We start from the raw sequence: 22,417 nt of genomic DNA on the forward strand, positions 1-22,417 counted from the left end.
CCGGTGAAAAGTTGGTTGCCATCATCCGCCCGTTCCAGTCGGCAGCCACCTCTTTCAGCAACTTGACCGACAATCCTGTTTTGCGATAAATGGGGTCTGTCCAGGCTCCGCTAAGCCAAACAAACCGCTCCGATTCAGAATTCAGCATAGCCGGAAAAACCGTTCGAAAGGCCAAAATTTCATCGTCTGATTCGAAATAATACAAAACTTGGTCTTCCTCCCGTGCGTGCGGATTCGCCTTAAACGACTGCACCCGATCTAAACTAACGGGGTGAACGGGCAACTGTTGAAACCACTTGCTGTCGACAAAGTTCGGAAGTTCTTTAATGGTGACCTTATGAAGTTTCATTTAGATTCTTTTGGCATAATGTTTCCCCAGCATAGCTTTCAAACGGTACGCCATATAAGCCTCTTTCACCCGCTTTTGAGGGCTGACGTCTATATTTTTTTCCATTGGCAATCGTTGAAAATGAAAGGGAAACCGCTCTTTTTTCAAACCTGCAGTTCCAAAACTGATATCGAAAATATGATCGCGATGACAGATTTCAAATACCTGTTCCGCGACCCCAAAATCGGTAAACGGAAAAGCAAAAGCCTTAATGGATGGTTGCAATTTGCGATTAACCCAATCCATACTTTCGCGGATTTCTTCAAGTTGGGTTTCTTCATCCAACAATTCAAATTCGGGGTGATCCATGGAGTGGGAGCCGATTATAAACCCATCAGATTGCAGGCTTTTAACCTGATCTAATGTCATATAGGGTTTATTTTCAGCCAACCATTCTTCCCAGCTTAAACCAATCTCCTCGGCCATTTCATCCAACGAGGCCAGATCGGCATAAGTTCGCTGCAAACTAAGGTGAATATTTTTGGCTTTCAGTATCGCTGTAATCTCCGAAGCCTTGTAACGATGGAAAAGGTCTTTATTATCGACAAACGAGGGATTAATGAAAAAAGAAGCCGGCACCCCTTTTCGTTTAAGGATCGGTGCAACTATTTCATAACATTCCCGCAGACCGTCGTCGAAACTCAGATGAAAACAATTCGAGAGCTTACCGCCCTTCATCAATTCATCGAGACTGATAGCCCGAAAATGCTTTAACAGAAAATCCAGATCACCCTCAAACTGGGCCACGGACGGATAATCGTAATTATTCCGAAAGGGCAAATCCTGATCAGAAACCAAGTGATAAAAGGGTAGCAAAACCGGCAAAGATTTCCCCGACTTCAACATACTGAAGGGCGTAATTGCTGCCAGTTCGGATATTAATTGTGTTGAAAATTCATTCATCGTTTTAACCATTTTGCCCAAAAGGGCAAATTATTCCAAGCCAGATAATAATAGGTTTCAGGAGCAGCTCCAAAACCTTTATACATCCGGGCAACACCATCAATCATCGATCCTTCGAAATCAAGAATGTAGTTTTTACCGGCATGGAGACGTATAAAATGATCGAGCAAAAAATACATCCCCGCCAGTTCACGTCCCAGATCATTACTGACCGCATTAATAAAAGTTACACGCTTCTCGTGACGCACAAAAAATGCTGCAGCGCAAAGCTCATTAGTCCGGTCGTAAACTCCGTACAATTCACCCAAACTTCTTGACAAAGAAAAAGTCAGTAACTGCCTCAAACCTTCCAGATCCTGCTTCTTCAAGCGGACTTTTGTATTCCTTTTTTTGAATTCGAGAAAATCCTTGACAGATAATCCATTTATAAAATTCAGGCGATTGTGCGACGCTTTTCTCAATTTCCGCATGGTATGCTGCGAAAATTTGGCAGCCAGGTCCGAATAAGGTTCATTCAGGTTAAGTAACAAATTATACCGAACCTCGACCGGCATATCGTTGGTCGGTCGATTTCTTGAATTCAGATGGATCTGTGCAAATGAAAAATGCTCCAGGGCCGCCTTGTAAAAAGCATCGGCGATTTCCTTACTTGGCGGAGGGAAAATACCCAATTGCTGACAATAGAGAGGCTGGAATAAATACCGAATTCCAAACTTTTCCCGAAAGGTTAAAGGCATGACATATTCGTAATCACCAATAACCAAAGCATCCCAACCGGGGCAAAGCTTATCGAGGTACCACGACTGAGCATAAACAAGCGCATTAGATGAATTGGCCAGGCACCAATCCCACTTATCCGTATCTACCTGATCGTACTGTAAGTAGTTAACTCTAATTTCAGTCATTTTTCAAAGCTGTTGCAAAAGTGGTGAGCTCTTCAAATACTCCTCGCCATCCTTTCCAAATACCAACATCATTCAAACTCTCATTATGCCATAAACTTATAAAAGTTCCCCCGCTTTTTTTGATTTCCAACATCATTTTTTTCAGTAAATCCAAAGCCTCATCAGGCGATTTATGCATATAGTCGCGTAAAGTAATATCCATCGATTGAAAAGGAAATATCTTCAAATTGGTCTTTTGATCCTCTTTCAGATCGAAAAAACAGAATGGCGTTGCAATTCCGGCTCGAAAACCAATCGTCTCAGAATACCCCAAAGTGTAATCTTCCCGAATTCCAGCTTTTATCAACCGTCGGTAGGTTACCGGGAACAGTAACTTCAGGTAATGTTGACGACTTGAAACAACAGGCCTTTCAATAATATGCTCCAGAAGCTTACGCTCTTTGCTCAGTTCTCCTTTTACACGGTTTGAACGATAAGAGGGATGCAAGCCGAGTTCAAAATCATCAGCCAGATCCCGAATCAAAGCTCTAAACTCACCGTTCTTTGCCGAAATATTACGATCAAACCATCCGGGTTTCCCAATTAAAAAGAAAAAATGTAAGTGACCTTCCAAGCCCCGGTATACCTTTCGAATATAATCGTAAGTATCATACGGATCAGCTCCTTCTCCTGACCAGATCCTGAAACGCTCTGCAATCTCATGAAAACGTCCTCGAAACACGCTTTTCATACTAGCCCCCAACAATCGCCCCATACTCTTGTTTTTATAAGCCCAGGCATTATCAATATCGATTGTCGTTAAAAAATCAAACTCCGGTTTTGGAATCAAAAGCTCGGGGTGGTATTTCTGCAGCTTAGCAGCAATCATCCGCGCCCATTGATTGACCACCGGCTGATCCAACACCTTATTCCGGCTCAAAAGACTATGCTTCGCCGGATAACGACCATGCTTTCCAAACTGCCGCTCCAAGTATTCTTCGTATCGGCTAACAAGAAAAAAACCAGCTGCAAACACATCGAAAGGCAAAAATGAATCATTGGAACTGTGAAACAAACACAACTGTCCGTTACAATCCACAGCCGTTAGATCCTGATATTCCAAGCCCTTTTGAAACAGCAACCCATGGGGACGCATATGCAATATGTTACCCTCAAAATTTTGATTCGAGTAGTTGATCTTAATTCCTTTCTCCCGGATAAAAACAGCTGCATCATCTGTAAAGCTTACAGGTAACCGAAGCAACTCTTCAAAATACAACTCGAAGATATAACGCAGTCTATTCGTTATTTTATTAGCATAAACAGCAATCATGATTACTTTATATTAATCCTTCGTCGGCAAAACTAAAATACTGATGATGGGCAATAATAATATGGTCGAGTACAGCAATCTCCATAATATCGGCAGCACTCTTTATTTTACGGGTAATATTCCGATCGGCTTCACTAGGGCGTGAATTTCCTGAAGGATGATTATGACATAAAATCATAGCCGAAGCCAATTTCTCCAATGCCGTCTTTAGGATAATCTTCACATCGATCACCGTTCCTGTCAACCCTCCCTGGCTCACCATAAACTTATCAAGGACAGTATTGGATCGATTCAATAGCAAAATCCAGAATTCTTCAACAGGCAGATCCTCCAATAAAGGACGAAAATAGTTCGCCGCATCCGAGCTGGCCGTAATGGTTAACTTTTCAGCAGGCATCTGATCTTTCCTACGGCGGCCCAACTCCAACGCTGCAACAATATTGACAGCTTTAGCATCGCCAATACCTTTAAATTTAAGGAAGTCAGAAACTTGTTTTTTGCCCAGTTCATTTAAATCATTGTTTGCAGAGCTGAGAATTCGGCGGGATAACTCGACAGCTGACTCCTCCACATTTCCGGAGCCAATCAAAATAGCCATCAGTTCAGCATCTGAAAGGGAGCGGGTACCTTTCAAAATCAATTTTTCGCGGGGACGATCTTCAGCCGCCCAATCTTTGATGCTCAACTTTTTATACATGACAAGTCGGTTTTTAACTAAATTATGAAAATTCCACGAAACCGACTTCTAAAAGCAAAAAAAAGCCTCTTCAGAATTGAAGAGGCTTCTCATTTATAAGTAATTTCTTATAATTTGTTCACATGTGAAGCAAGGCTAGCCTTTAAGTTTGCAGCTTTATTCTTGTGAATAACGTTTCTTTTAGCTAATCTGTCAATCATTGAAGTTACTTTAGGCAACTCGGCAACAGCAGCTTCTTTCTCGGTTGCAGCACGCAACTTTCTCAGTGCATTACGCATTGTTTTAGCGTAGTATTTGTTCTCAAGACGTTTTTTCTCGTCTTGTCTGATTCTCTTTTTTGAAGATTGATGATTTGCCATTTTTTAATTTCCTCAATTTTTTTGTTTGTAGCCCGTAGGGGAATCGAACCCCTGCTACCAGGATGAAAACCTGGCGTCCTAACCGCTAGACGAACGGGCCATCATTTTATTAGCTCCCTTGATTTTGGGACTGCAAAAATAGTTTCTTTTTTTGAGTCTCCAAATTTTTCAAGAAATTTTTCTGAAATTCTGCTCTGCTTCGTTTAGCAGAACCGTTTTGATTTCAGCGATGCAAAGAAATGGAAGATTTTTGAAACTGCAAACAAAAATCTCAAAAAATTTTATTTCCAGTCGACAACCGTACCCCGCTCTTTGTTTAATAAACTCTGAGGCATCGAGTTAGTAATCTCCTTCCATAGCAATTCTATCAATTTATTCTTGGCAAAATGTCTTGAATAAACCAGACTAACTTCGCGCAAAGGCGTCATATCGTCAAAGGCCCGCACATGCAAAGAGCGCTCAGTGCTCATTTCAATAGAGGCTAGCTCAGGAATCAGGGTTATTCCGCCTTCTTTGTCAATAATGTTCATCAAAGTCTCCAGTGAACCTGCTTCAAAATGAAAAGGAAGCTCATCATTTGCCGCACCTTTAAAAGAGCAAAGATTAATAACCTGGTGGCGAAAACAGTGTCCATCGCTCAACAACCAAATCTCGGGCACTGAGATATCCTTTACATTCACCTCTTCCTTATTGTGCAACGGGTGATCTTTATGCGCATACAACATCATCTCCTCGTAGAAAATCGGCTTTTCACTGATCCGATCTTCTTTTAATGGTGTAACCAGAATCCCAACATCCAACAAATCGCGATTCAGATGATCGACAATATTTTCCGTAGTCAACTCTTCAACCTTTAAAGTAATATTGGGATATTTCCGTTTATAGTTTCCAATAAACAACGGTAGTAAATATGGTGCCAATGTTGGAATGATTCCGATTTTAAGCTCTCCGGAAATCAGGTTTTTATGATCTTTAACGATATTATTAACCTTTTCTGTTTCCTGCAAAATAATTCGCGACTGTTCAATAATACGCTTACCAACATCGGTCGGAATCAGGGGTTGCTTACTTCGGTCAAAGATAACAACCTCCAAATCTTCCTCCAGCTTTTTTATCTGCATACTCAGAGTTGGCTGGGTTATAAAACAATGTTCTGCGGCACGCCCAAAATGGCGAAAGGTATCTACAGCAACTATGTATTCAAGTTGGGTTAGCGTGATCATGGTTTATCTATTTATTTCAGCTTAAATATAGAAAAAATCTATACGAAGTTTCATTTCCCCGGAAATAATTGTTGCCGTTGCCATTCGAATAGGCAAACCGCTAAAGCATGTGAGATATTCATCGACTTACATTTACCCGTCATGGGAATATAAACGGACTGTTCACAACGTTCCAGTAACGCCTCATCCAAACCATGCATCTCGCTCCCCAGCAAAAAAACAATTTTTTCAGGAAGTTTTGTTTCAAACAAATTGGTAGCACCTTCAGCTGTTTCAATAGCACATACTGAATAGCCTTCCGGAAGCTCATCAAAAAACTGATCAGCTGATTGGTAGTGCAGCTCGACATTTTTAAAACTTAATCCGGCGGTTTTACGGATTGATGATTCACGCTTATCGTTCTCATCATCCAGCAGGATAAGCTTTTCACCCCCCAGGTTATCAACCAAGCGCATCAGGCTCCCTACATTTTGCGGATTTTTCACTTTCCATGCGGCTACCAAGGGCTTAACCAACAATTCCGGAGGTACTTCGGACTTAAAAAATGCAACTGAATTTGTTTCCATCCTGAAAATTATTCTGTTTCTTTGACCATTCAGAAACTACGAAAGAAAAGATTTTAAACCATTTGTCCATGAAAGCATTCCGTTTTTTTCTTCTTTTTTTAATCTCAGCTCAACTAATCTCGTGTGGAAAATCGGAAAAACAACTGGCTCGTGAAAAGCTCCAACAAGCTGAAAACTATTACCAGCAAGGAGATACAACACTTGCTCTTCAGTTAGCCGATTCGGTACAAAACTTCTACAAAGGAGCCATTCAACAGGTTGTTGCTGCCGGCCAGTTTAAAAAGAAAGTGTACGGAGAATTGCTATACAAAACCCAAGATGAGCTGGATTCGGTAAAACAGCAAATTGGAAGCTTAGAGAAGAACTTCGTAACAGAAAAAACTGAATTTGACCGTTATACACAATACATCCCAAAACGCCAACAATTTCAACGGCGATGGAACAAATCGTTCATTCAAATTCATCTGGATGAACGCGGTGCAATTTATATTTCGAGCAACTATTACGGAGAACGAGCATTGGATCACACCGGAATTCGCGTGTACGATGGCGACCTCCAGGCAAAAACGGCAAACATTCCTGTTGGCTCACCACTCAATCACCAAAGTGATTTCATGAACATGAAATGGGAAAAGGTTTCGTATACCGACGGCAAGGATAACGGAGTTATTGAGTTTATCGCTAAGCACGCCGACCGCAACCTAAAAGCAGTGTTCCTGGGAAAACGTTACTACTATATAATTTTGGAAAAATACGACAAGGAAGCTTTCGTGCAAGCACTGGCCTTGTCAACAGCTCTAAAAAGAAAAGCCAAGCTTGAACAGCAAATCAAATCATTGCAATCCAAAGTTGGCTAGTCATATTATAAAAGAATCTTATAAAATTTTATCAATCATTTCGGCAGGCTGAGCCAATACCGCATTGCTGCCGTTTACAACGATGGGGCGTTTCAGCAGCTTGGGATTTTCCGAAAGCACTTTCACCCATTCGTCATCGGTCATTGACTTGTCTTTGTACTCGGTTCTGTACAATTCTTCCTGTGTCCGAACCAAATCGAAAGCCGACATTCCGGTTAACTCAATAATATGGCGGATTTCTTCTTCTGAAATTCCATCCTTCATATAGTTAACGATTTCGGTAGGATAACCATTTTCCTCCAGGAACTGGAGTCCTGCACGACTTTTCGAGCAACGTGGATTGTGATAGATTTTCATAACTACCTGATGTTTTTCTTTAATATACTGGTAAAAATCCTCTTGCGAACGATACCTGCCATCAACCGTTTGGTGATTATAGTCGTTCGACAGCGAATTATTAAGAATACGCGATTTTGTATTATCCTTTAATTGAAATGAAAGCATCTTTTTCAGTTCATTCTGAATATCCGAATTATAAATCGGGCAAGCAACTTCCAGCCGACGGTTCAGGTTCCGCGGCATCCAGTCGGCTGAGGAAATAAACATTTTCTCTTCTCCACCATTACCGAATAGAAAAACACGAGAGTGTTCCAAGTATTTATCGACAATACTGATTGCCTCAATATTAGCGCGAATATCTTCTTCTTCCGTTTTTAATCCAAAGATTCCTCTCACAATCAATTGAACTTTTACTCCTGCTCGTGCAGCCTCTGCAATTTTATCCATCATATCCGGGTCGATCAGGCTGTTCATCTTCAAAATCATATAAGCCTTCTTACCCGATTTAGCAATTTCAATCTCCTTGTCAATCATGCTAACGAAGAAATTTCGCATACTAAACGGACTAACGATCAGATGATTATATCGATCATTCCGATAGTTGTGTTTGAAAAATCCAAATAGCCGGGCTACCTCATCAGCAATACGCGGATCGCCCGTCAACAAACCATCGTCTCCGTATACGCGAGCGGTTCCTTCATGAAAGTTTCCAGTGCCCACATAAGCATAGTTACGCACTGACCTTCCTTCTCTGCGCTGTACCCAAGCTAATTTAGAGTGCACCTTCAAACCAGGCACTCCATTAATTACATGTGCCCCTTCTTCCTGCAGTTTGTTTGACCAGTAAATATTGGCTTCCTCATCGAAACGTGCCTGCAGTTCAATAACAACCGTCACACGTTTACCATTACGGATAGCATTCAGCAGAACATTTACTACCCGGGAGTTATCAGCGACCCTATAAATCGTAATTCCAATTTCTTCGACTTTCGGATCAATTGCTGCTTCGCGCAGAAGATCCAGAAAGTGACTAAAACTTTGGTAGGGATAATGCAACATCACATCGGTTTGCCGCAGCTTTTTCAAAATACTGTTATGTGGCGGCAAATTGCGATGGCGAACCGGGGGTAATCGTTTATAGTAATGCTGATCGGTGCCAATCTCCGGAAAGTTCATGAAGTCCTTGTGGTTATGATAGCGACCTCCTGCGACAGTATTATCAGGATCCAGATTCATCTTTTTCAAAATGAACTCCAGAAATTCGTTAGGAATGTTACTATCGTACAATAACCGAACGGGGGTACCAACTTTCCTTTTCTTCAAGCCTAACTCCATCTTTTCGATAAAGCTTTTTGAAATATCATCGTCAATATTCAACTCTGCATCTCGCGTCACCTTAATCGTGTATGCCTCAAACTTGTCATACTGAAAAAGTGGAAAGATGTCGGGCATACAATATCTAATAATATCATCGAGCAAAATAACATACTGCTTACCACTGCGAGACGGGAGCACCAAAAAGCGGGTTAATGTAATACTTGGCACTCGAACCAAGGCATACGCAAATTTCCCGGGTTTGTGGGTTCGGGAAAGTTTAATCGCTAAATAAACAGATCGATCGCGCAGATAAGGAAATTTATGTGCTTCACTCAGCATGATTGGAACAAGGTTAGGCAACACTTTTTCATTAAAATAGCGTTTCACAAAAATCCCCTGCTCCCTGGTCAACTTAGTCTCGTCAATAATGAAAAGATTCTCGTCGGCCATTTCCTGCATGATCTTCCGGTAGATCTCCTGTGATTTTTTTTGATGACTAACCACAACCCGATGAATCTCTTCGTGGAGTTCTTCAGGCGTAAAATTACCTAAGATACTCCCATCATCACCAAAGTCGACCATGCGCCGAACCGATGCTACTCGCACCCGGAAGAATTCGTCGAGGTTGTTCGAAAAAATTCCCAAAAAACGCAAGCGCTCAAACAAGGGAACGGTAGGATCTTCTGCTTCCTGCAAAACCCTGGCATTAAATGACAACCAGCTGATTTCCCGATTTATATATGAATCTGTTTTTTTCATTTAATTAAGCCTCTGCCTATTTTTACAAGTAAACAGATTTTTTCGAGTTGTTCAAGAAAAATTGACTAAATCTTCACTAACTCCACGGCTTTTAGAAAAACGTCATCTAGGAAATAAGGTTCATCAAAATCGTTGAAAAGGATTGGCTCTTTCGGCTTTTCAGTTGGAGACGTTAAAGCCAGCTCCCACCAGCCTACCTGATGCCATTGATTCATTTTGTACCCAACCTGATTAAACACAGCACATGGCTTAAACCCAACATGCTCATGCAAACGAGCGCTCCCCTCGTTGGGCAGCGTAACAACTGCCAAAAGATTCGCAAAGTTTTGCCTTTTCAAAATCTCGATCAGCGCAAAATACAAGGCTGTTCCTATTCTTTTTCGTTGACCATCCGGATGAATGTAAATCGTCACCTCACGATTCCACCGATAGGAACTACGCGACCGATATGCTGAAGCATAGGCATAACCTATGATCCGTCCATCCATCAGGCAAACCAAATAAGGACATTCCTCTAAAATTGAAGCCATCCGCTGACGAAATTCACGAACCGACGGGACGACTTCTTCAAAGGTTACAACAGAATCGGTTACAAAAGGCTTATAAATTTCAAGGATAGCCTCTGCATCCGACAAAGTCGCCAATCGAACTTCAAGGTGGCTAGGCATCGCCATACTGCATTAAATAAGCTTTGATGAAACCATCCAGCTCACCATCCAGCACAGCCTGAACATTACCGGTTTCGTGTCCGGTACGCACATCTTTAACCAGCTTGTAAGGTTGAAGAACATAGGAGCGAATTTGGGACCCCCATTCAATTTTCTTTTTACCTGCTTCGATGGCATCTATTGTCTCGCGACGCTTCCGCAGCTCCAGTTCGTAGAGCTGAGACTTCAGCAAGCGCAATGCATTTTCCTTATTGCCTAGCTGTGACCGACTTTCAGTATTTTCAATGATAATTCCGGTAGGAGCATGTCGCAAACGCACACCTGTCTCCACCTTATTCACATTCTGCCCACCGGCACCTCCTGATCGGAAGGTATCCCAGGTTATGTCAGCCGGATTAATTTCAATTTCGATCGAATCGTCGACTAATGGTGCAACAAAAACAGAAGTAAAGGAAGTCATTCGTTTGTTCTGGGCATTAAAAGGTGACAAGCGCACTAAACGGTGGACTCCATTTTCACTTTTAAGATAACCGTAGGCATAATCACCGTCAAACTCGATTGTGCAGTTTTTCACACCGACCTCATCACCCGGATTAAACTCGGAAACTTTAATTTTGAAACCTTCTTTTTCGCCGTAGCGCAAATACATGCGCATCAAAATATCGGCCCAGTCGTTCGCTTCTGTTCCTCCTGCTCCGGCATTAATCCGAAGCACAGCCCCCAACTTGTCTTCTTCATTACGAAGCATATTCTTCGCCTCTAATTCTTCGACAAGCTCTAAGGTCTCATTAAACTGTGTACTTACTTCTTCCTCCGAAGCTTCTTCTGCCTCAAAAAATTCGTAGAGTACAAATAAGTCTTCAAGCGACTTATCAACTGTATTAAATCCGTCGGTCCAAACCTTAATACTCCGAATAGCTTTCATCTGTTCTTCAGCCTTTTTAGAGTCGGTCCAAAAATCCGGATCCTGAGTTTTCAGTTCCTCTTCTTGTAGTTGTATTAACTTTGCATCGTAGTCAAAGATGCCTCCTCAGCGCATCCCGGCGCTCAGCAAGCTCTTTTAGCTGCTCCTTTAAAATCATAATTCATCTTTTTGTGGTGTGCAAAAGTAGGAAATACAAGCAGATAATTCAAAAAAATAAAAGCAGGCCACTATTTGTAGCCTGCTTTCTTAATTAATTATTTCTTGTTCCTCTTATTCTCCCCAAACAACTTCTTGTGTTGTCACCGCCTTTGCGTCCAGGTAGTCCGAGTCTGTTGCTTTCTTATACATGCCTAATTCGACAGTATAGGTTTCTCCGTCAACCGGCTCATATCCGCTAACCCAACTACTGCTTGTGATATACGCACTAACAACGGATGTTCCAAGCGTACTACTATAGTAGACCATGTTTCCATCGGAGTTTCGAAGTATTATTACCGAATAATCTTCTTCGTCACTCGAATCCCACTCAACATCAATGCGATTATAATCGGCATCGTACGCACAGGTTGTAATATCAACAGGCTGAATATAGGTGCCCTCCAATACATCAGAAACGGTTAATACTTCCCCGTCAGTCAATTTTACCGAAAATGTATAAGTTCCGGTTTCCGGCAAAGTGGTTGTATAATTGTCCGCATCGGTTTCGGTATAGTACTCGTAAGTATAGTTATTATAGGCTGTTAAAGTATAAATATCACCCAAATCATCGGTGGCCGTAACTGCATTCATAGGCACATTGGCATAAGTATGCAAAGCCAGCCCATACATTGTTACTCCATCCACGTTTTTTGTCAAGGTGAAAACGTCGCTATTTGCAATCGGCAGAACTTCCTCGCTTTTACACGAGAACAAGCCTAATCCAACAAGAACAACAAGTAAACCCGTAAATAATTTTTTCATAGTTTCTATTTTTCCTTTTTAATTACAAGTACAAGATGAATGCTTTATCCAAAGGTTGCGCCCGAATGCTATTTTTCTTTCAAGCGATTAACCGATACACATCCATATTCCAGATAATTCGAAGAATACCCTCCTACAAAAGAGATTTAATTTCAAATTACGTCTTTTTAATCGACCTAAATAAAAATAAAAAGACTTTTTTCGATCCGAAATAAAAGATTATCTTTGCGCCACATTTTAACAAATTGTTTATCAATTAAATTTTATTTCAATGCCAGCAAAAATCAGATTGCAGCGACATGGTCGCAAACGTTACGCTTACTATCACATTGTGATAGCTGATAGCAGGGCACCACGAGATGGTCGTTTCATTGAAAGGATTGGATCTTATAATCCAAATACAAATCCTGCTACGATCGATCTTGATTTTGATAAAGCTTTAAACTGGCTTAACAAAGGTGCTCAACCTACTGACACAGTAAGAGCTATTCTTTCTTACAATGGTGTTTTATACATGAAACACTTACAAGGTGGAGTTGCTAAAGGTGCTTTCTCTGAAGAAGAAGCAGAAAAACGCTTTGAAGCTTGGGTTGCCGAAAAAGCAGCTAAAATTCAAGCCAAAAAAGATCGTTTATCGAAAGAGGCCAGCGATTCTAAAACAGCTCGTTTAGATGCTGAAGCAAAAGTAAATGCTGATAGAGCAGAAGCTATTGCTAAGAAAAACGCTGAGTTGGCTGCTGAAGCTGAAGCTTCTGTTGCCGCTGAAGCAGAGGAAGCTACAGAAGAAGCTCCCGAAGCTGAAGCTTCTGCCGAAGGCGAAGAAACAGCAGAGTAGTTCCGGGTCGGCACTGTTTTTAAGATTAGACCTTAATACAGAACGACATAAAAAAGCGCTGGAAGTTTTTCCATCGCTTTTTTCGTATCCAATAGTTTCTTAAGTTATTCTTCTTCGTCCGTAATTCCCGGATCAACAATCCAATCCGGATCATACAGAAAATCGTTATACGGGAAACGGGTAATGTGAATCTTATGAACTTCCTCGTAAAGCTTTTTCTTAAATTCATCAACATTCTGCTTCTTAACCGCCGAGATAAATATCGATGGAGTATTCTTTTTACCCATCCAACTATTTTTCAGATCATCGAGCGAATAATTTTCCCTGGACTTCGGACTTAAATCAGCCTCATCCTTCTCCACATAATTATAAGCGTCAATCTTATTGAAGACATAGATGGTCGGCTTTTCCCTCGTGTCAATTTCACTCAAGGTTTCATTTACCGTATCAATCTGTTCTTCGAAGCCCGGATGAGAAATATCAACGACATGCACCAACAAGTCAGCTTCGCGCACTTCGTCCAAAGTAGATTTAAAAGATTCAACCAAACCATGAGGAAGCTTCCGAATAAATCCTACCGTATCAGAAAGTAAGAAAGGGATATTACCAATCACCACTTTCCGAACAGTCGTGTCCAGCGTTGCAAAAAGTTTATTTTCAGCAAACACTTCCGATTTAGCCATCATATTCATGATGGTAGATTTTCCCACATTAGTATAACCAACCAAGGCTACACGAACCATCTTACCACGATTCTTACGCTGTGTCGCCTTTTGCTTATCGATTTTAATCAATTGCTCCTTCAATCGGGCAATTTTGTCGAGAATAATACGGCGGTCGGTCTCGATTTGCGTTTCACCGGGTCCCCGCATACCAATACCTCCTCGTTGACGTTCCAAGTGAGTCCACATGCGCGTCAGACGTGGCAGCATATATTGATATTGTGCTAACTCAACTTGTGTTTTCGCATGAGCGGTTTGCGCCCTTTTTGCAAATATATCGAGGATAAGGTTGGTCCGGTCTAAAACCTTACAACTCAACGCACGTTCAATATTTCGCAACTGCGTAGGACTTAATTCATCATCAAAGATGATCGTATCAATGTCGTGAATCTTAATGTAGTTCTGGATTTCCTCTAGTTTTCCTGAACCCACAAAAGTGGCCGGATGGGGCACATCCATCCTCTGATAAAATTGCTTTTTCACCACAGCACCTGCTGTATCAGCCAAGAATTCAAGCTCGTCCAAATACTCCTGAGCTTGTCTTTCATCCTGACTTTGGTTGATCAGACCAACCAAAACTGCTGTTTCCTGTTGCGGAGCGGTTTCAATCATTCAACTTCTATTTATGGCATAAAAAAACCTGGTCTCGTACACGAAACCAGGATTCTTGTAATATAATGCGTCTTACTGTAATACAAAACTGATAGGCACCGTGTAAGATACTCTTACTGGCTTACCCCTTTGCATACCCGGCTTCCATTTTGGAAGACTGTTCACAACGCGAAGAGCTTCTTTGTCTAAGGATGGGTCTACACCACGGGCAATACGTGCTTGTGTTACCGAACCATCTTTATCAACTACGAAGTTCACGTAAACTTTACCTTGAATTCCGTTCTCCTGAGCAATTACAGGATACTTGATCGCATTAGCAATGAATTTACGCAATGCTAATTCTCCACCAGGGAATTCTGGCATGTTTTCTACAATAAAGAAGACTTCACTTTCTTCTTCTTCTTCAGCTTCTTGCTGAATAACCGGAGCAACATCAATCACTGTGTTATCATCAGCTTCTGTGTCGTCGATCTCCAATTCATCTTCGATCTCAACGTCGTTGTCCACGATATTCAACATTTCAACAACCTTTGGTGGCGGCGGCGGTGGCGGCGGTTTTACTTCTTCTTGACGCGTGATCGGAATGATCTCATCTTCGACCTCTTGCTGCGCCACTGTACCCAATGAGGAAGCTTGCTCCACACGAGTAGTCCACTCAAATGCAAGAAGTGTAAGTCCCAGAGAGATCACAAGCCCGATCTGAACAAAGATATTCCTCTTGTTCTCGAGATCAGCTTTCGGTGATTTCTTCAATTCCATAATTCAGTTTTAGAAGTTTATTCTGTGACAGAAACATTTTTTCTTTGAGGGGTTAAAGATATAAAATAATCGACAAAAGCAAATCCCCCTGAATTAAAAAATTCATCCATCATTTATTTGATTTTAGACCCAATTTTTATTGTAATACGAAATTGATTGGTATCGTAAAATTAACACGAACCGGTTTTCCATTTTGAAGTCCCGGTCTCCATTTAGGCATATTCCGAACCACCCGCAATGCTTCGGCATCTAACAACTTATCAACAGACCTGACAACTTGTGCATCGGCAATTGTCCCATCGGTATTCACAACAAACCGTACAAATACACGACCTTGAGTCCCTACCTCCTGAGCTAACTTAGGGTACCTGACTGTTTTAGCTATAAAACTAAGCAAGGATTGCATTCCACCCGGGAACTCCGGCATTTGCTCGGCAAAGTTGACCGGAACCTCATCCGGCTCAGGGGAACGTTGACTTAAGACCGGATTTAACTCAATGCCGACACCCGGATCAATCTCATCAGTATAGTCGGAGAAATCAAGTTCTTTCTGTCCTTTTTCCAGGTCAACAACAATTTCCTGAATCGAGATAGGTTTCACTTCAATCTTTTTCTCCTCAGGCCTAGTAACCGGTATAATCACTTCCTCTGGCGGTTCCCAGGACACAGTTCTTACTTCAGGTATTTGGTTTATGGCTGTTTTGTAACTAAAAGCAGCCAGGACCAGCCCCAAGGCTAAGACTAGTCCAATCGAAAAGAACAAGGATCGTCCCTTTTCCAAATCAACATTTGGGGATTTTTTTGTTTTCATAGCTTTAAAATATTTAGGTTATTGGGGTGGTAATAAGCCTAAAAACAAAAACCAATCCAAAAAAGGAAGATCTCCTTGCTGTTTTGAAAATATTATTATATTTGCCCAGCAATATGATGGGGGATTAGCTCAGTTGGCTAGAGCGTTTGACTGGCAGTCAAAAGGTCATCGGTTCGATTCCGATATTCTCCACCTGAAAATCAAAGAGTTACAACTACAAGTTGTGACTCTTTTTATTTTTATGCACACAGATGTGCACACAGAATTTGAGATGAATCTGTATTTATAATTCGATTTTAAACGCAATAGATTTTTCTCTCATTCCGGACGATAACTTGCAAATGATTCAGCACGCTTTAATTATTGTATCCCCGTCTTCAGAAAATAGTATAGACGGAATGGTTTACCATGGATTAAATTAGAAGTTCTTTGGTTTAAAAATTCGGAATAGTTCATACACTTAATCACTTTCCCAAGTACGTCATATTTTTCAAAGAAAATCCGTAGCGTTTCGCTTTCTCAAAATCAATTTTCAACTTACCTTTTTCGATAGAGTATCTGTGTACTGTTGGATAAAACCTTCAAAACAAACGGGGTTACTTTCGGCTGACATCGCAACTATTGACCTGCTTTTGAGTACCTTCCGGCTATCAAAAACAGAGAGGGGAATAACTAAGGAAGACCACGATTTCGTGCAGCAACTACTGCAACACCACGACGAGCTTTACCGCGAAACCGCCCAGTTGAAAAGTCTGATTTCGGTGTTGCAAAGCTTAGAAACCGAGAATGCAGCTAAAGGCAATGCTGAATCGGTTTTACCAGAGCCTGAAGTCCCTTGTATAGCAGGCTTAATTTTGGCTTGCTTTCGTTGTGCTAGTCTTAATTCCATGTTTATAAAATTTAGATTTATACTATTGCTATTTAGCATAGCTAGTTGTAAATTGTTAAAGAGTGTCTTGAAGGGAATTAGGAAGATTTTGTGATAAGTGAGAGATACTCAGTCTATTTCAAACATTGTTATCTTTTATTAATTAAACCAAAATCTATCCTCATGAGAAAGAGCCTTTTAACCCTAGTCTTTTTAGCCCTAGTCTTTATTGTATCTGCTCAAATAGAGAAGGGGACTATTCTTTTAAATGGCGGAACCAGCCTTAGTTTCTCCAGCACTAATGTTAAAGACAAATACGAAGGAGAAATAGACGATGAATATGACGTGAGTTCATTTGACATTATACCTTCATTCGCCTATTTCGTCAGAGACAATTTTGCTGTAGGACTACTTAGTTCTTTTTCGTTTGAAACAGATAAATATGAAGATTCCTACAAAAACAGCATGAATGAAGTAATGCTAGTTCCTAGTGCAATCTACTACTTCCCAATAGAGGGCAAAATAAAACCTTTTATCCAAGCAGGGGCAGGCTACTCTTGGTTAAAGTATAAGGCCGAAAATAATTGGATGGACGATCAGGAAATCTCTTACGGGGGATTTACTTTTAACGCCGGTGGAGGGTTTGCGGTCTTTGTGAAAGAAAACATTTCACTCAACTTTGGATTATCTTACACGAAGGCAACATATACGAACAAAGATGACGATAGTCTTGAAATCGAACAAGGAAGCCTTGGCGCAAATATTGGCATTGCATTCTATCTGAAATAAAAAGTTTTTCCCGTTTTACGACATAGTTTTAAGACAAAAGGTTACCTAGATATGGGTAACCTTTTCATTTTTCAGTGGTATTTTTCACATACATTTGGGGTGTAAATCCGCTTTCATTTCTGCCAAAATAAGCTCCATTGAGATTTAAAAACGGCCTCCTCTTATTTAAGTTATTTGGTCTAAAATTAAACTAGAAATACGCTTATTTAAGTTTTTGAGCAAAATCTTAAATAACACTTAACTTCGTCCGGTACCGCGAGTTAACTTATTGCCAAGAAACGGTCTAAAATAGAATGTCTCTCTTGACTTTATTCTAGAAAACAATATATTTCTTACTGAAATAAAATAGACGATAAACACGCGACCACTTTAAAGCCAGTTTTAATGCTTTCAATTCAGATCGTTAATTGGATATTCGCTTTAGCATTTGCCGTTCCTTTAGCTCTATTATTAAGACGGCTCATTGCCCAGGTATTCATGCCTTTCATGCTCAACTTGCCCTCAAGTTGGGATAACCAAATTGACAAACCAAGAATATTTTTCTACCTACTCTTCGGAGGTGTCGCTTATGTATTGCATTGTGGAATAAAAGACCTAATCGACTCTAACCCCTCCAAAATCACAATGATTGCGGAGTACATTGCACTCATACTCGTTCTGTTTTGCGCAGCCTTTCTTCATTTCGTTTGGACCAAAAGATTTGCGAACAAAGCGATACATATAACGGAAGAGATCACCATTAAATTTCAGGATTATAAAAGTGATTGCGTTTTGAAAACAGACGAGTCTATCCATCATGTCTACCTCGTACTTACGGCGGAACTAAAATATATGGAATGCAAACTTGCTACCTTTTCCAGGCTAGTTAAGCGGAAACCGCTTAAACGATCCAAACCAATTGTTTGGAAAGAAAAAGGGGAGAGCTCCAATACATCGGCTAACAGGCAAACATTGTTTGAGTTTATAATCCAATTGTTTCCCGGCCTGATTAGTTCGAATAGACTAAACAGACAAGAGCTTAAAAATATCGTAGAAACTTATTTCCGCGATGAACAGGGAAATATCATCTCAACCGACGATTCGATAATATCTCATTGGAAAAAATCGGCTCGGTCCACCAATGAACAGCTACAAATCAGAAAAGCTATCCGATCCGCAATAAAAAATCACCAAAACACAAAAGACTAGCTACAAGCTCATTACAAACACCATCCAACTATAATTTGACCTACAATATGGCTTATAGTTCTTTTCGGATTGATTGCTAGTCTTTTCCTTTGTTACAGGATTTCCACAAAAAGAAAACAAAAGCGCTTTTGTCCAATGTTAACCGAAAAACAAGAACAATGGACGATTTAAAATTATCAGAACGCCTAGAACGAATAGAACGTATTTTATTCAAGGCAACAAAAAAGGTGCTCAACTTTGATGAAGCTTGTGATTACACGGGTATATCACGCAGTTACATGTACAAGTTAACCAGTTCACGCGTCATTCCTCATTCCAAACCAACCGGGAAGATAATCTTCTTTGATCGGGAAAAGCTGGACGAATGGCTGCTCAAGCGTCCTACTCTTACCCTCGAGGACATAGAGCGTCAGGCTCCAAATTACATCCTTAATAATAAAAAGAAGAAAGCGTAAGGCAAATGCCTTACGCTTTCTGTCAACCCATTTCTTTACCGGATAACCGATTAATAAACATACGATTTTTATAAATAACATTTGTATTATGACAACAAATGAAAACAACCTCTATCGGGTTGATAATCCCAAAAAGAAAACAATCTACGACTATATTAGTGACTATCTGTTTGAGAAATACGACATCCGCTACAATCAGATTTCTCAGGACTACCAGATTTCATTGAGAAACGGTCGTGAATGGTATGATCTTAACACAAACTCACTGCTTATAGAACTTGCGAAATGTGGAATAGATGCCAGTCCTGGAAAATTGGAAATTCTGATCAAATCAGAATTAATCGATAAGTACAATCCTATTCTGGAATATTTCACTTCCCTCCCGAAGTGGGATGGAGTTGATTACATCAAAAAGCATTGTTCGTATGTACCAACCTACGAGCCTGAAGCCTTCGAATATCATTTCAAGAAGTGGATCGTGCGAGCAGTAAAGTGCTCTCTCGAACCAACTTACTTCAACAAGCAAGCTTTTATCATCAGTCATAAAGGCCAGAGTTCAGGAAAATCGACATGGTGTCGTTTCCTCTGCCCGTCCAGCCTCTATGCCTATATGGCCGAAGACATTAGCAGCGATAAAGATGCGCGAATACAGCTATGCCGAAACTTTCTATTCAATCTTGACGAGCTTGCAGTACTTTCTAAAAAGGATGTGAATGCTCTGAAGGCTTTCTTTTCAAAGACGTTCATCAATGAACGTCTTCCATATGACCGGAAGAACACTAACCTACCGCGAATCTGCTCTTTTATTGGCTCCACTAACATGAGTTCTTTTCTGAATGATGAGACCGGTTCTGTCAGATGGCTATGTTTTGAGTTGAAAGACAGGATTGATTTTGCCTATTCAAAAGAAATCGACATTAACTTAGTTTGGTCCCAGGCTTATCATCTTGCTTACCTCTCACCTGATTTCTACCCCGAGTTAACAGTTCAAGACATTTCAGAGAACGAGGTTCGGAATCAGAAATACATGCGGTTGACAACAGAACAGGAGTTAATTGCCAAATATTACGAAAAGACAGTGGAATTGGAGGAATTCCGGACTGCCTCAGATATCGTTATGGAGTTAAACTGTTTAAATGTTAGACTGAATCATATCAACATCGGCAAAGCGCTATCCGGGTTCAATTTCCAACGGGTTAAACATTCCAAACGTCAGGTTTGGGGCTACCTTGCGAAACCAAACTCTGATTTGGGCCCTTGAGTAGTTATACCAACCTTCTTACCTCTCCTACTGTAAGCCTTTACCCAAGGGACTTCGATACAGGTAAGGTCTACCCCTTCAAGCTACCTGGTTCTTACCTAACTTACCTGAAAGGTAACTTTGGTAAGATATAATTCTACTCCTACGGCATTCTAAACAACTGAATTACAATGCACAGGTAAACAGGTAGCCAAAATCCGAAAAATAGAAAAAAATTGATAATGAAGACATCTGACAGTTATACAATCTTAGATAGCCTTAATAGCCAAACGCCTTCCACTCTTGCCGAGCTTAAGTCTCCGCGGAACATGCCCGGCAAGAATTCCTCACGGACAATCCACTGGGTGGATTATCCTGCTCTCCTGACTGCTATTTTAGCAGTCAGTTCGAGAATTCTTGACCATGCGTCCCACTTCATTTTAAGCTCTCGCGTTCATCGCAGCGGTTGGCTATTTCAAGATGTGTCTTTGTTGCACAAAAACAATCTTGCTTTGCTCCTAAACTCGCAAAGAGAGCACAAATTACTATCGTAATTTATGCCACGAAGAAAACAACTCCCTACTCGTACGTCGTATGTTTCCTTTCGCGTAAGCGGAATCGAAAAGAAGGCGATTGAGCTTGCCGCAAAGCGCGTCAATCTCAGCACCAGCAGCTTTGCCCGCAAGGCTGTTTTTGACAAGAAGGTCACCTTACGCTTTTCACCCGAAGAGCTGCAAGCGTACCAGGACCTTCATAAATTTCACCGCAACTTTAAATCAATTTCCAATTTGATTAAAAGTGACCGGTTCAACAAAAATGACAGAATCCTGGAAGATCTGGAGTTTGTCATCACGCAGCTAAACGAACACCTCAAACGATTTGAACAATGATTGGTAAAGCAAAGAGTATATCACACGTGTCCAACGCCATTGATTATGCCCGCCTAAAAATGAAAGCGGTAGAAGTCTCCCGAAATCTTGTAGCAAACAACAGTGGCAAAGAGATAGCCCGGGAGTTTCGCATATTTCAAAACCTAAACAACCGCTGTCATCGGAATTCATTCTCTTTTGTCCTGAGTCCGGCAATCGAAGATGGACTGAAGTTGACCAACTCCGAGTTTGGTCAACTATCTGTTGAATTTTTAAAACACATGCAGCTGGAAAACCATCAGCATGTAGCCTTCCTGCATCGGGACCGGGAACACGCCCATCTCCATATCTTCGTGAACCGGGTGGATGGGCGCGGGCGTGCTTACAAAGACAATTACATTGGGAAGAAGACTCAGCGCCTGGCAGACCGCATTGCCCTCGAACATCAACTCATCTCGGCCAAACAGGTTCAGATGGCGAGAGAAGACCGGCGAAAAGAAAAAGTATTATCAGCTCATGAAATAGTGCTGAAGATGCGTCCGAAAAGCCTCGCCGACTATACCACTGCGATGCGGACCTGCGGGATTGAGGTCCTTCCGAAATTCGCGTCAAACGGTAAATTAGTGGGTGCCAGCTTCAAGATGGATGATTCTTCGATCAAAGCCAGTGCAGTACATCGCTCGCTTAGCGCTGCTAACCTTCAAAAGCTATTCGATAAAAATCAATACAGTTTCAAATTAAAACGATAAGCCATGAGAGAGAAGTTATCACAACAAGTCCTACTTAGCATATTAACTGAAGAAATAGACAAGCTCTATATAACAACCAAAAACATCAACGAAATCGCTCCGGAGATTGACCGCCAGCTTAAGGAACTAAAAACGGCCAAAGTCAAAGTTGAAATCAATATGTTGCCACTTGAAAAGTTGTTATACGAGCACAAACAGCACATAAACAAGCATGCGATTATCCCGAAGTGGTTTCTGTATTTTTTCTTTTTACTGGTCGTAGTAATTGTGATTCTTTTTTCTTTTTGTTGTTTTCTACTTCGGTCATCATAGAAAGGCTTCACCTTTAATTTCGTCCAGACC

The 22,417-nt window shown here is 41.0% G+C and carries 25 protein-coding genes and 2 tRNA genes; 10 read left to right on the plus strand and 17 right to left on the minus strand.

The features are described from left to right. From AC37HE_RS12035 to AC37HE_RS12075, 9 genes are all read right to left on the minus strand, one after another. Positions 1-349 (minus strand): GNAT family N-acetyltransferase (locus tag AC37HE_RS12035; protein WP_500783092.1); only part of this gene is annotated, 349 nt, incomplete at its 3' end. Further along, positions 350-1,291 carry a polysaccharide deacetylase family protein gene (locus tag AC37HE_RS12040; protein WP_500783093.1) on the minus strand — a complete coding sequence of 314 codons (942 nt, stop codon included), beginning with the start codon at positions 1,289-1,291 and terminating at the stop codon, positions 350-352. After that, positions 1,288-2,196 (minus strand): GNAT family N-acetyltransferase, encoded by a 909-nt coding sequence (locus AC37HE_RS12045; protein WP_500783094.1) that lies wholly within the window; start codon positions 2,194-2,196, stop codon positions 1,288-1,290. The genes AC37HE_RS12040 and AC37HE_RS12045 overlap by 4 nt, the downstream gene beginning before the upstream one ends. After that, positions 2,189-3,508: a polysaccharide deacetylase family protein gene (locus AC37HE_RS12050; RefSeq protein ID WP_500783095.1), complete on the minus strand. Its 1,320-nt coding sequence runs from the start codon at positions 3,506-3,508 to the stop codon at positions 2,189-2,191. Before AC37HE_RS12050 ends, AC37HE_RS12045 begins: the two co-directional genes overlap by 8 nt. Before the next feature lie 7 nt (positions 3,509-3,515). Continuing rightward, complete coding sequence (gene radC / locus AC37HE_RS12055) at positions 3,516-4,205, minus strand: RadC family protein (RefSeq protein ID WP_500783096.1); 690 nt, start codon at positions 4,203-4,205, stop codon at positions 3,516-3,518. A gap of 107 nt (positions 4,206-4,312) precedes the next feature. Then, positions 4,313-4,564, minus strand: coding sequence for a 30S ribosomal protein S20 (gene rpsT / locus AC37HE_RS12060; protein ID WP_500783097.1), 252 nt, complete (start codon positions 4,562-4,564; stop codon positions 4,313-4,315). A gap of 28 nt (positions 4,565-4,592) precedes the next feature. Further along, a tRNA-Glu gene (locus tag AC37HE_RS12065) sits at positions 4,593-4,664 on the minus strand. 181 nt (positions 4,665-4,845) lie between these two features. Further along, positions 4,846-5,787 carry a hydrogen peroxide-inducible genes activator gene (locus AC37HE_RS12070; RefSeq protein ID WP_500783098.1) on the minus strand — a complete coding sequence of 314 codons (942 nt, stop codon included), beginning with the start codon at positions 5,785-5,787 and terminating at the stop codon, positions 4,846-4,848. A gap of 50 nt (positions 5,788-5,837) precedes the next feature. Continuing rightward, positions 5,838-6,353, minus strand: a complete 516-nt coding sequence (locus tag AC37HE_RS12075; protein WP_500783099.1) for a TrmH family RNA methyltransferase — start codon at positions 6,351-6,353, stop codon at positions 5,838-5,840. Positions 6,354-6,421: 68 nt separating this feature from the next. Here AC37HE_RS12075 and AC37HE_RS12080 point away from each other — a divergent pair, with 68 nt between their 5' ends. Next, on the plus strand, positions 6,422-7,210 hold the full coding sequence (locus AC37HE_RS12080; protein ID WP_500783100.1) for a hypothetical protein: 789 nt from the start codon (positions 6,422-6,424) through the stop codon (positions 7,208-7,210). An 18-nt stretch (positions 7,211-7,228) separates the two neighbouring features. On the opposite strand, the gene ppk1 is transcribed toward AC37HE_RS12080, so the two are convergent. From ppk1 to AC37HE_RS12100, 4 genes are all read right to left on the minus strand, one after another. Then, complete coding sequence (gene ppk1 / locus AC37HE_RS12085) at positions 7,229-9,625, minus strand: polyphosphate kinase 1 (RefSeq protein WP_500783101.1); 2,397 nt, start codon at positions 9,623-9,625, stop codon at positions 7,229-7,231. A 65-nt stretch (positions 9,626-9,690) separates the two neighbouring features. Continuing rightward, positions 9,691-10,293 carry a GNAT family N-acetyltransferase gene (locus AC37HE_RS12090; protein WP_500783102.1) on the minus strand — a complete coding sequence of 201 codons (603 nt, stop codon included), beginning with the start codon at positions 10,291-10,293 and terminating at the stop codon, positions 9,691-9,693. Then, a protein-coding gene (gene prfB / locus AC37HE_RS12095; protein WP_500783103.1) for a peptide chain release factor 2 occupies positions 10,286-11,375 on the minus strand; the annotation gives its coding sequence in 2 pieces (ribosomal slippage) (positions 10,286-11,311 and positions 11,313-11,375; 1,089 coding nt in all). Before prfB ends, AC37HE_RS12090 begins: the two co-directional genes overlap by 8 nt. Before the next feature lie 113 nt (positions 11,376-11,488). Then, positions 11,489-12,178, minus strand: a complete 690-nt coding sequence (locus AC37HE_RS12100) for a hypothetical protein (RefSeq protein WP_500783104.1) — start codon at positions 12,176-12,178, stop codon at positions 11,489-11,491. Between the two features lie 271 nt (positions 12,179-12,449). On the opposite strand from AC37HE_RS12100, the gene AC37HE_RS12105 reads away from it, so the two are divergent. Continuing rightward, the gene (locus tag AC37HE_RS12105) at positions 12,450-13,013 is read left to right on the plus strand and encodes a 30S ribosomal protein S16 (protein ID WP_500783105.1); all 564 of its coding nucleotides are present in this window, start codon (positions 12,450-12,452) and stop codon (positions 13,011-13,013) included. Between the two features lie 104 nt (positions 13,014-13,117). On the opposite strand, the gene hflX is transcribed toward AC37HE_RS12105, so the two are convergent. The 3 genes from hflX to AC37HE_RS12120 form a co-directional block, all read right to left on the minus strand. Further along, positions 13,118-14,347 (minus strand): GTPase HflX, encoded by a 1,230-nt coding sequence (gene hflX, locus AC37HE_RS12110; RefSeq protein WP_500783106.1) that lies wholly within the window; start codon positions 14,345-14,347, stop codon positions 13,118-13,120. 72 nt (positions 14,348-14,419) lie between these two features. Then, complete coding sequence (locus AC37HE_RS12115) at positions 14,420-15,106, minus strand: energy transducer TonB (protein WP_500783107.1); 687 nt, start codon at positions 15,104-15,106, stop codon at positions 14,420-14,422. Positions 15,107-15,242: 136 nt separating this feature from the next. Beyond that, positions 15,243-15,917, minus strand: coding sequence for an energy transducer TonB (locus AC37HE_RS12120; protein ID WP_500783108.1), 675 nt, complete (start codon positions 15,915-15,917; stop codon positions 15,243-15,245). A gap of 118 nt (positions 15,918-16,035) precedes the next feature. Between AC37HE_RS12120 and AC37HE_RS12125 the strand changes: the two genes are divergently transcribed. Then, positions 16,036-16,109: transfer RNA gene (locus tag AC37HE_RS12125), tRNA-Ala, on the plus strand. Between the two features lie 532 nt (positions 16,110-16,641). Here the strand turns inward: AC37HE_RS12125 and AC37HE_RS12130 are convergent. Continuing rightward, positions 16,642-16,806 carry a hypothetical protein gene (locus tag AC37HE_RS12130; RefSeq protein WP_500783109.1) on the minus strand — a complete coding sequence of 55 codons (165 nt, stop codon included), beginning with the start codon at positions 16,804-16,806 and terminating at the stop codon, positions 16,642-16,644. 162 nt (positions 16,807-16,968) lie between these two features. On the opposite strand from AC37HE_RS12130, the gene AC37HE_RS12135 reads away from it, so the two are divergent. From AC37HE_RS12135 to AC37HE_RS12165, 7 genes are all read left to right on the plus strand, one after another. Then, positions 16,969-17,574: an outer membrane beta-barrel protein gene (locus AC37HE_RS12135; RefSeq protein WP_500783110.1), complete on the plus strand. Its 606-nt coding sequence runs from the start codon at positions 16,969-16,971 to the stop codon at positions 17,572-17,574. A gap of 384 nt (positions 17,575-17,958) precedes the next feature. Beyond that, positions 17,959-18,762, plus strand: a complete 804-nt coding sequence (locus AC37HE_RS12140) for a hypothetical protein (RefSeq protein WP_500783111.1) — start codon at positions 17,959-17,961, stop codon at positions 18,760-18,762. Positions 18,763-18,920: 158 nt separating this feature from the next. After that, positions 18,921-19,217: a helix-turn-helix transcriptional regulator gene (locus AC37HE_RS12145; RefSeq protein WP_500783112.1), complete on the plus strand. Its 297-nt coding sequence runs from the start codon at positions 18,921-18,923 to the stop codon at positions 19,215-19,217. Positions 19,218-19,305: 88 nt separating this feature from the next. After that, the gene (locus AC37HE_RS12150; protein WP_500783113.1) at positions 19,306-20,478 is read left to right on the plus strand and encodes a VapE domain-containing protein; all 1,173 of its coding nucleotides are present in this window, start codon (positions 19,306-19,308) and stop codon (positions 20,476-20,478) included. A gap of 536 nt (positions 20,479-21,014) precedes the next feature. Beyond that, entirely contained in the window at positions 21,015-21,347 is a 333-nt protein-coding gene (locus AC37HE_RS12155; RefSeq protein WP_120273837.1) for a plasmid mobilization protein, read from the plus strand. Beyond that, positions 21,344-22,075, plus strand: coding sequence for a relaxase/mobilization nuclease domain-containing protein (locus tag AC37HE_RS12160; protein ID WP_500783114.1), 732 nt, complete (start codon positions 21,344-21,346; stop codon positions 22,073-22,075). The genes AC37HE_RS12155 and AC37HE_RS12160 overlap by 4 nt, the downstream gene beginning before the upstream one ends. Before the next feature lie 3 nt (positions 22,076-22,078). Next, complete coding sequence (locus AC37HE_RS12165; protein ID WP_500783115.1) at positions 22,079-22,387, plus strand: hypothetical protein; 309 nt, start codon at positions 22,079-22,081, stop codon at positions 22,385-22,387. Positions 22,388-22,417 lie beyond the last annotated feature (30 nt).

The organism is Mangrovibacterium sp. (assembly GCF_059905295.1).

Coding starts and splice junctions, on each gene's coding strand:
- AC37HE_RS12040 (WP_500783093.1), bottom strand. CDS start 1,291: ATGAATGAATTTTCAACACAATTAATATCCGAACTGGCAGCAATTACG.
- AC37HE_RS12045 (WP_500783094.1), bottom strand. CDS start 2,196: ATGACTGAAATTAGAGTTAACTACTTACAGTACGATCAGGTAGATACG.
- AC37HE_RS12050 (WP_500783095.1), bottom strand. CDS start 3,508: ATGATTGCTGTTTATGCTAATAAAATAACGAATAGACTGCGTTATATC.
- radC (WP_500783096.1), bottom strand. CDS start 4,205: ATGTATAAAAAGTTGAGCATCAAAGATTGGGCGGCTGAAGATCGTCCC.
- rpsT (WP_500783097.1), bottom strand. CDS start 4,564: ATGGCAAATCATCAATCTTCAAAAAAGAGAATCAGACAAGACGAGAAA.
- AC37HE_RS12070 (WP_500783098.1), bottom strand. CDS start 5,787: ATGATCACGCTAACCCAACTTGAATACATAGTTGCTGTAGATACCTTT.
- AC37HE_RS12075 (WP_500783099.1), bottom strand. CDS start 6,353: ATGGAAACAAATTCAGTTGCATTTTTTAAGTCCGAAGTACCTCCGGAA.
- AC37HE_RS12080 (WP_500783100.1), top strand. CDS start 6,422: ATGAAAGCATTCCGTTTTTTTCTTCTTTTTTTAATCTCAGCTCAACTA.
- ppk1 (WP_500783101.1), bottom strand. CDS start 9,625: ATGAAAAAAACAGATTCATATATAAATCGGGAAATCAGCTGGTTGTCA.
- AC37HE_RS12090 (WP_500783102.1), bottom strand. CDS start 10,293: ATGCCTAGCCACCTTGAAGTTCGATTGGCGACTTTGTCGGATGCAGAG.
- AC37HE_RS12100 (WP_500783104.1), bottom strand. CDS start 12,178: ATGAAAAAATTATTTACGGGTTTACTTGTTGTTCTTGTTGGATTAGGC.
- AC37HE_RS12105 (WP_500783105.1), top strand. CDS start 12,450: ATGCCAGCAAAAATCAGATTGCAGCGACATGGTCGCAAACGTTACGCT.
- hflX (WP_500783106.1), bottom strand. CDS start 14,347: ATGATTGAAACCGCTCCGCAACAGGAAACAGCAGTTTTGGTTGGTCTG.
- AC37HE_RS12115 (WP_500783107.1), bottom strand. CDS start 15,106: ATGGAATTGAAGAAATCACCGAAAGCTGATCTCGAGAACAAGAGGAAT.
- AC37HE_RS12120 (WP_500783108.1), bottom strand. CDS start 15,917: ATGAAAACAAAAAAATCCCCAAATGTTGATTTGGAAAAGGGACGATCC.
- AC37HE_RS12130 (WP_500783109.1), bottom strand. CDS start 16,806: ATGGAATTAAGACTAGCACAACGAAAGCAAGCCAAAATTAAGCCTGCT.
- AC37HE_RS12135 (WP_500783110.1), top strand. CDS start 16,969: ATGAGAAAGAGCCTTTTAACCCTAGTCTTTTTAGCCCTAGTCTTTATT.
- AC37HE_RS12140 (WP_500783111.1), top strand. CDS start 17,959: ATGCTTTCAATTCAGATCGTTAATTGGATATTCGCTTTAGCATTTGCC.
- AC37HE_RS12145 (WP_500783112.1), top strand. CDS start 18,921: ATGGACGATTTAAAATTATCAGAACGCCTAGAACGAATAGAACGTATT.
- AC37HE_RS12150 (WP_500783113.1), top strand. CDS start 19,306: ATGACAACAAATGAAAACAACCTCTATCGGGTTGATAATCCCAAAAAG.
- AC37HE_RS12155 (WP_120273837.1), top strand. CDS start 21,015: ATGCCACGAAGAAAACAACTCCCTACTCGTACGTCGTATGTTTCCTTT.
- AC37HE_RS12160 (WP_500783114.1), top strand. CDS start 21,344: ATGATTGGTAAAGCAAAGAGTATATCACACGTGTCCAACGCCATTGAT.
- AC37HE_RS12165 (WP_500783115.1), top strand. CDS start 22,079: ATGAGAGAGAAGTTATCACAACAAGTCCTACTTAGCATATTAACTGAA.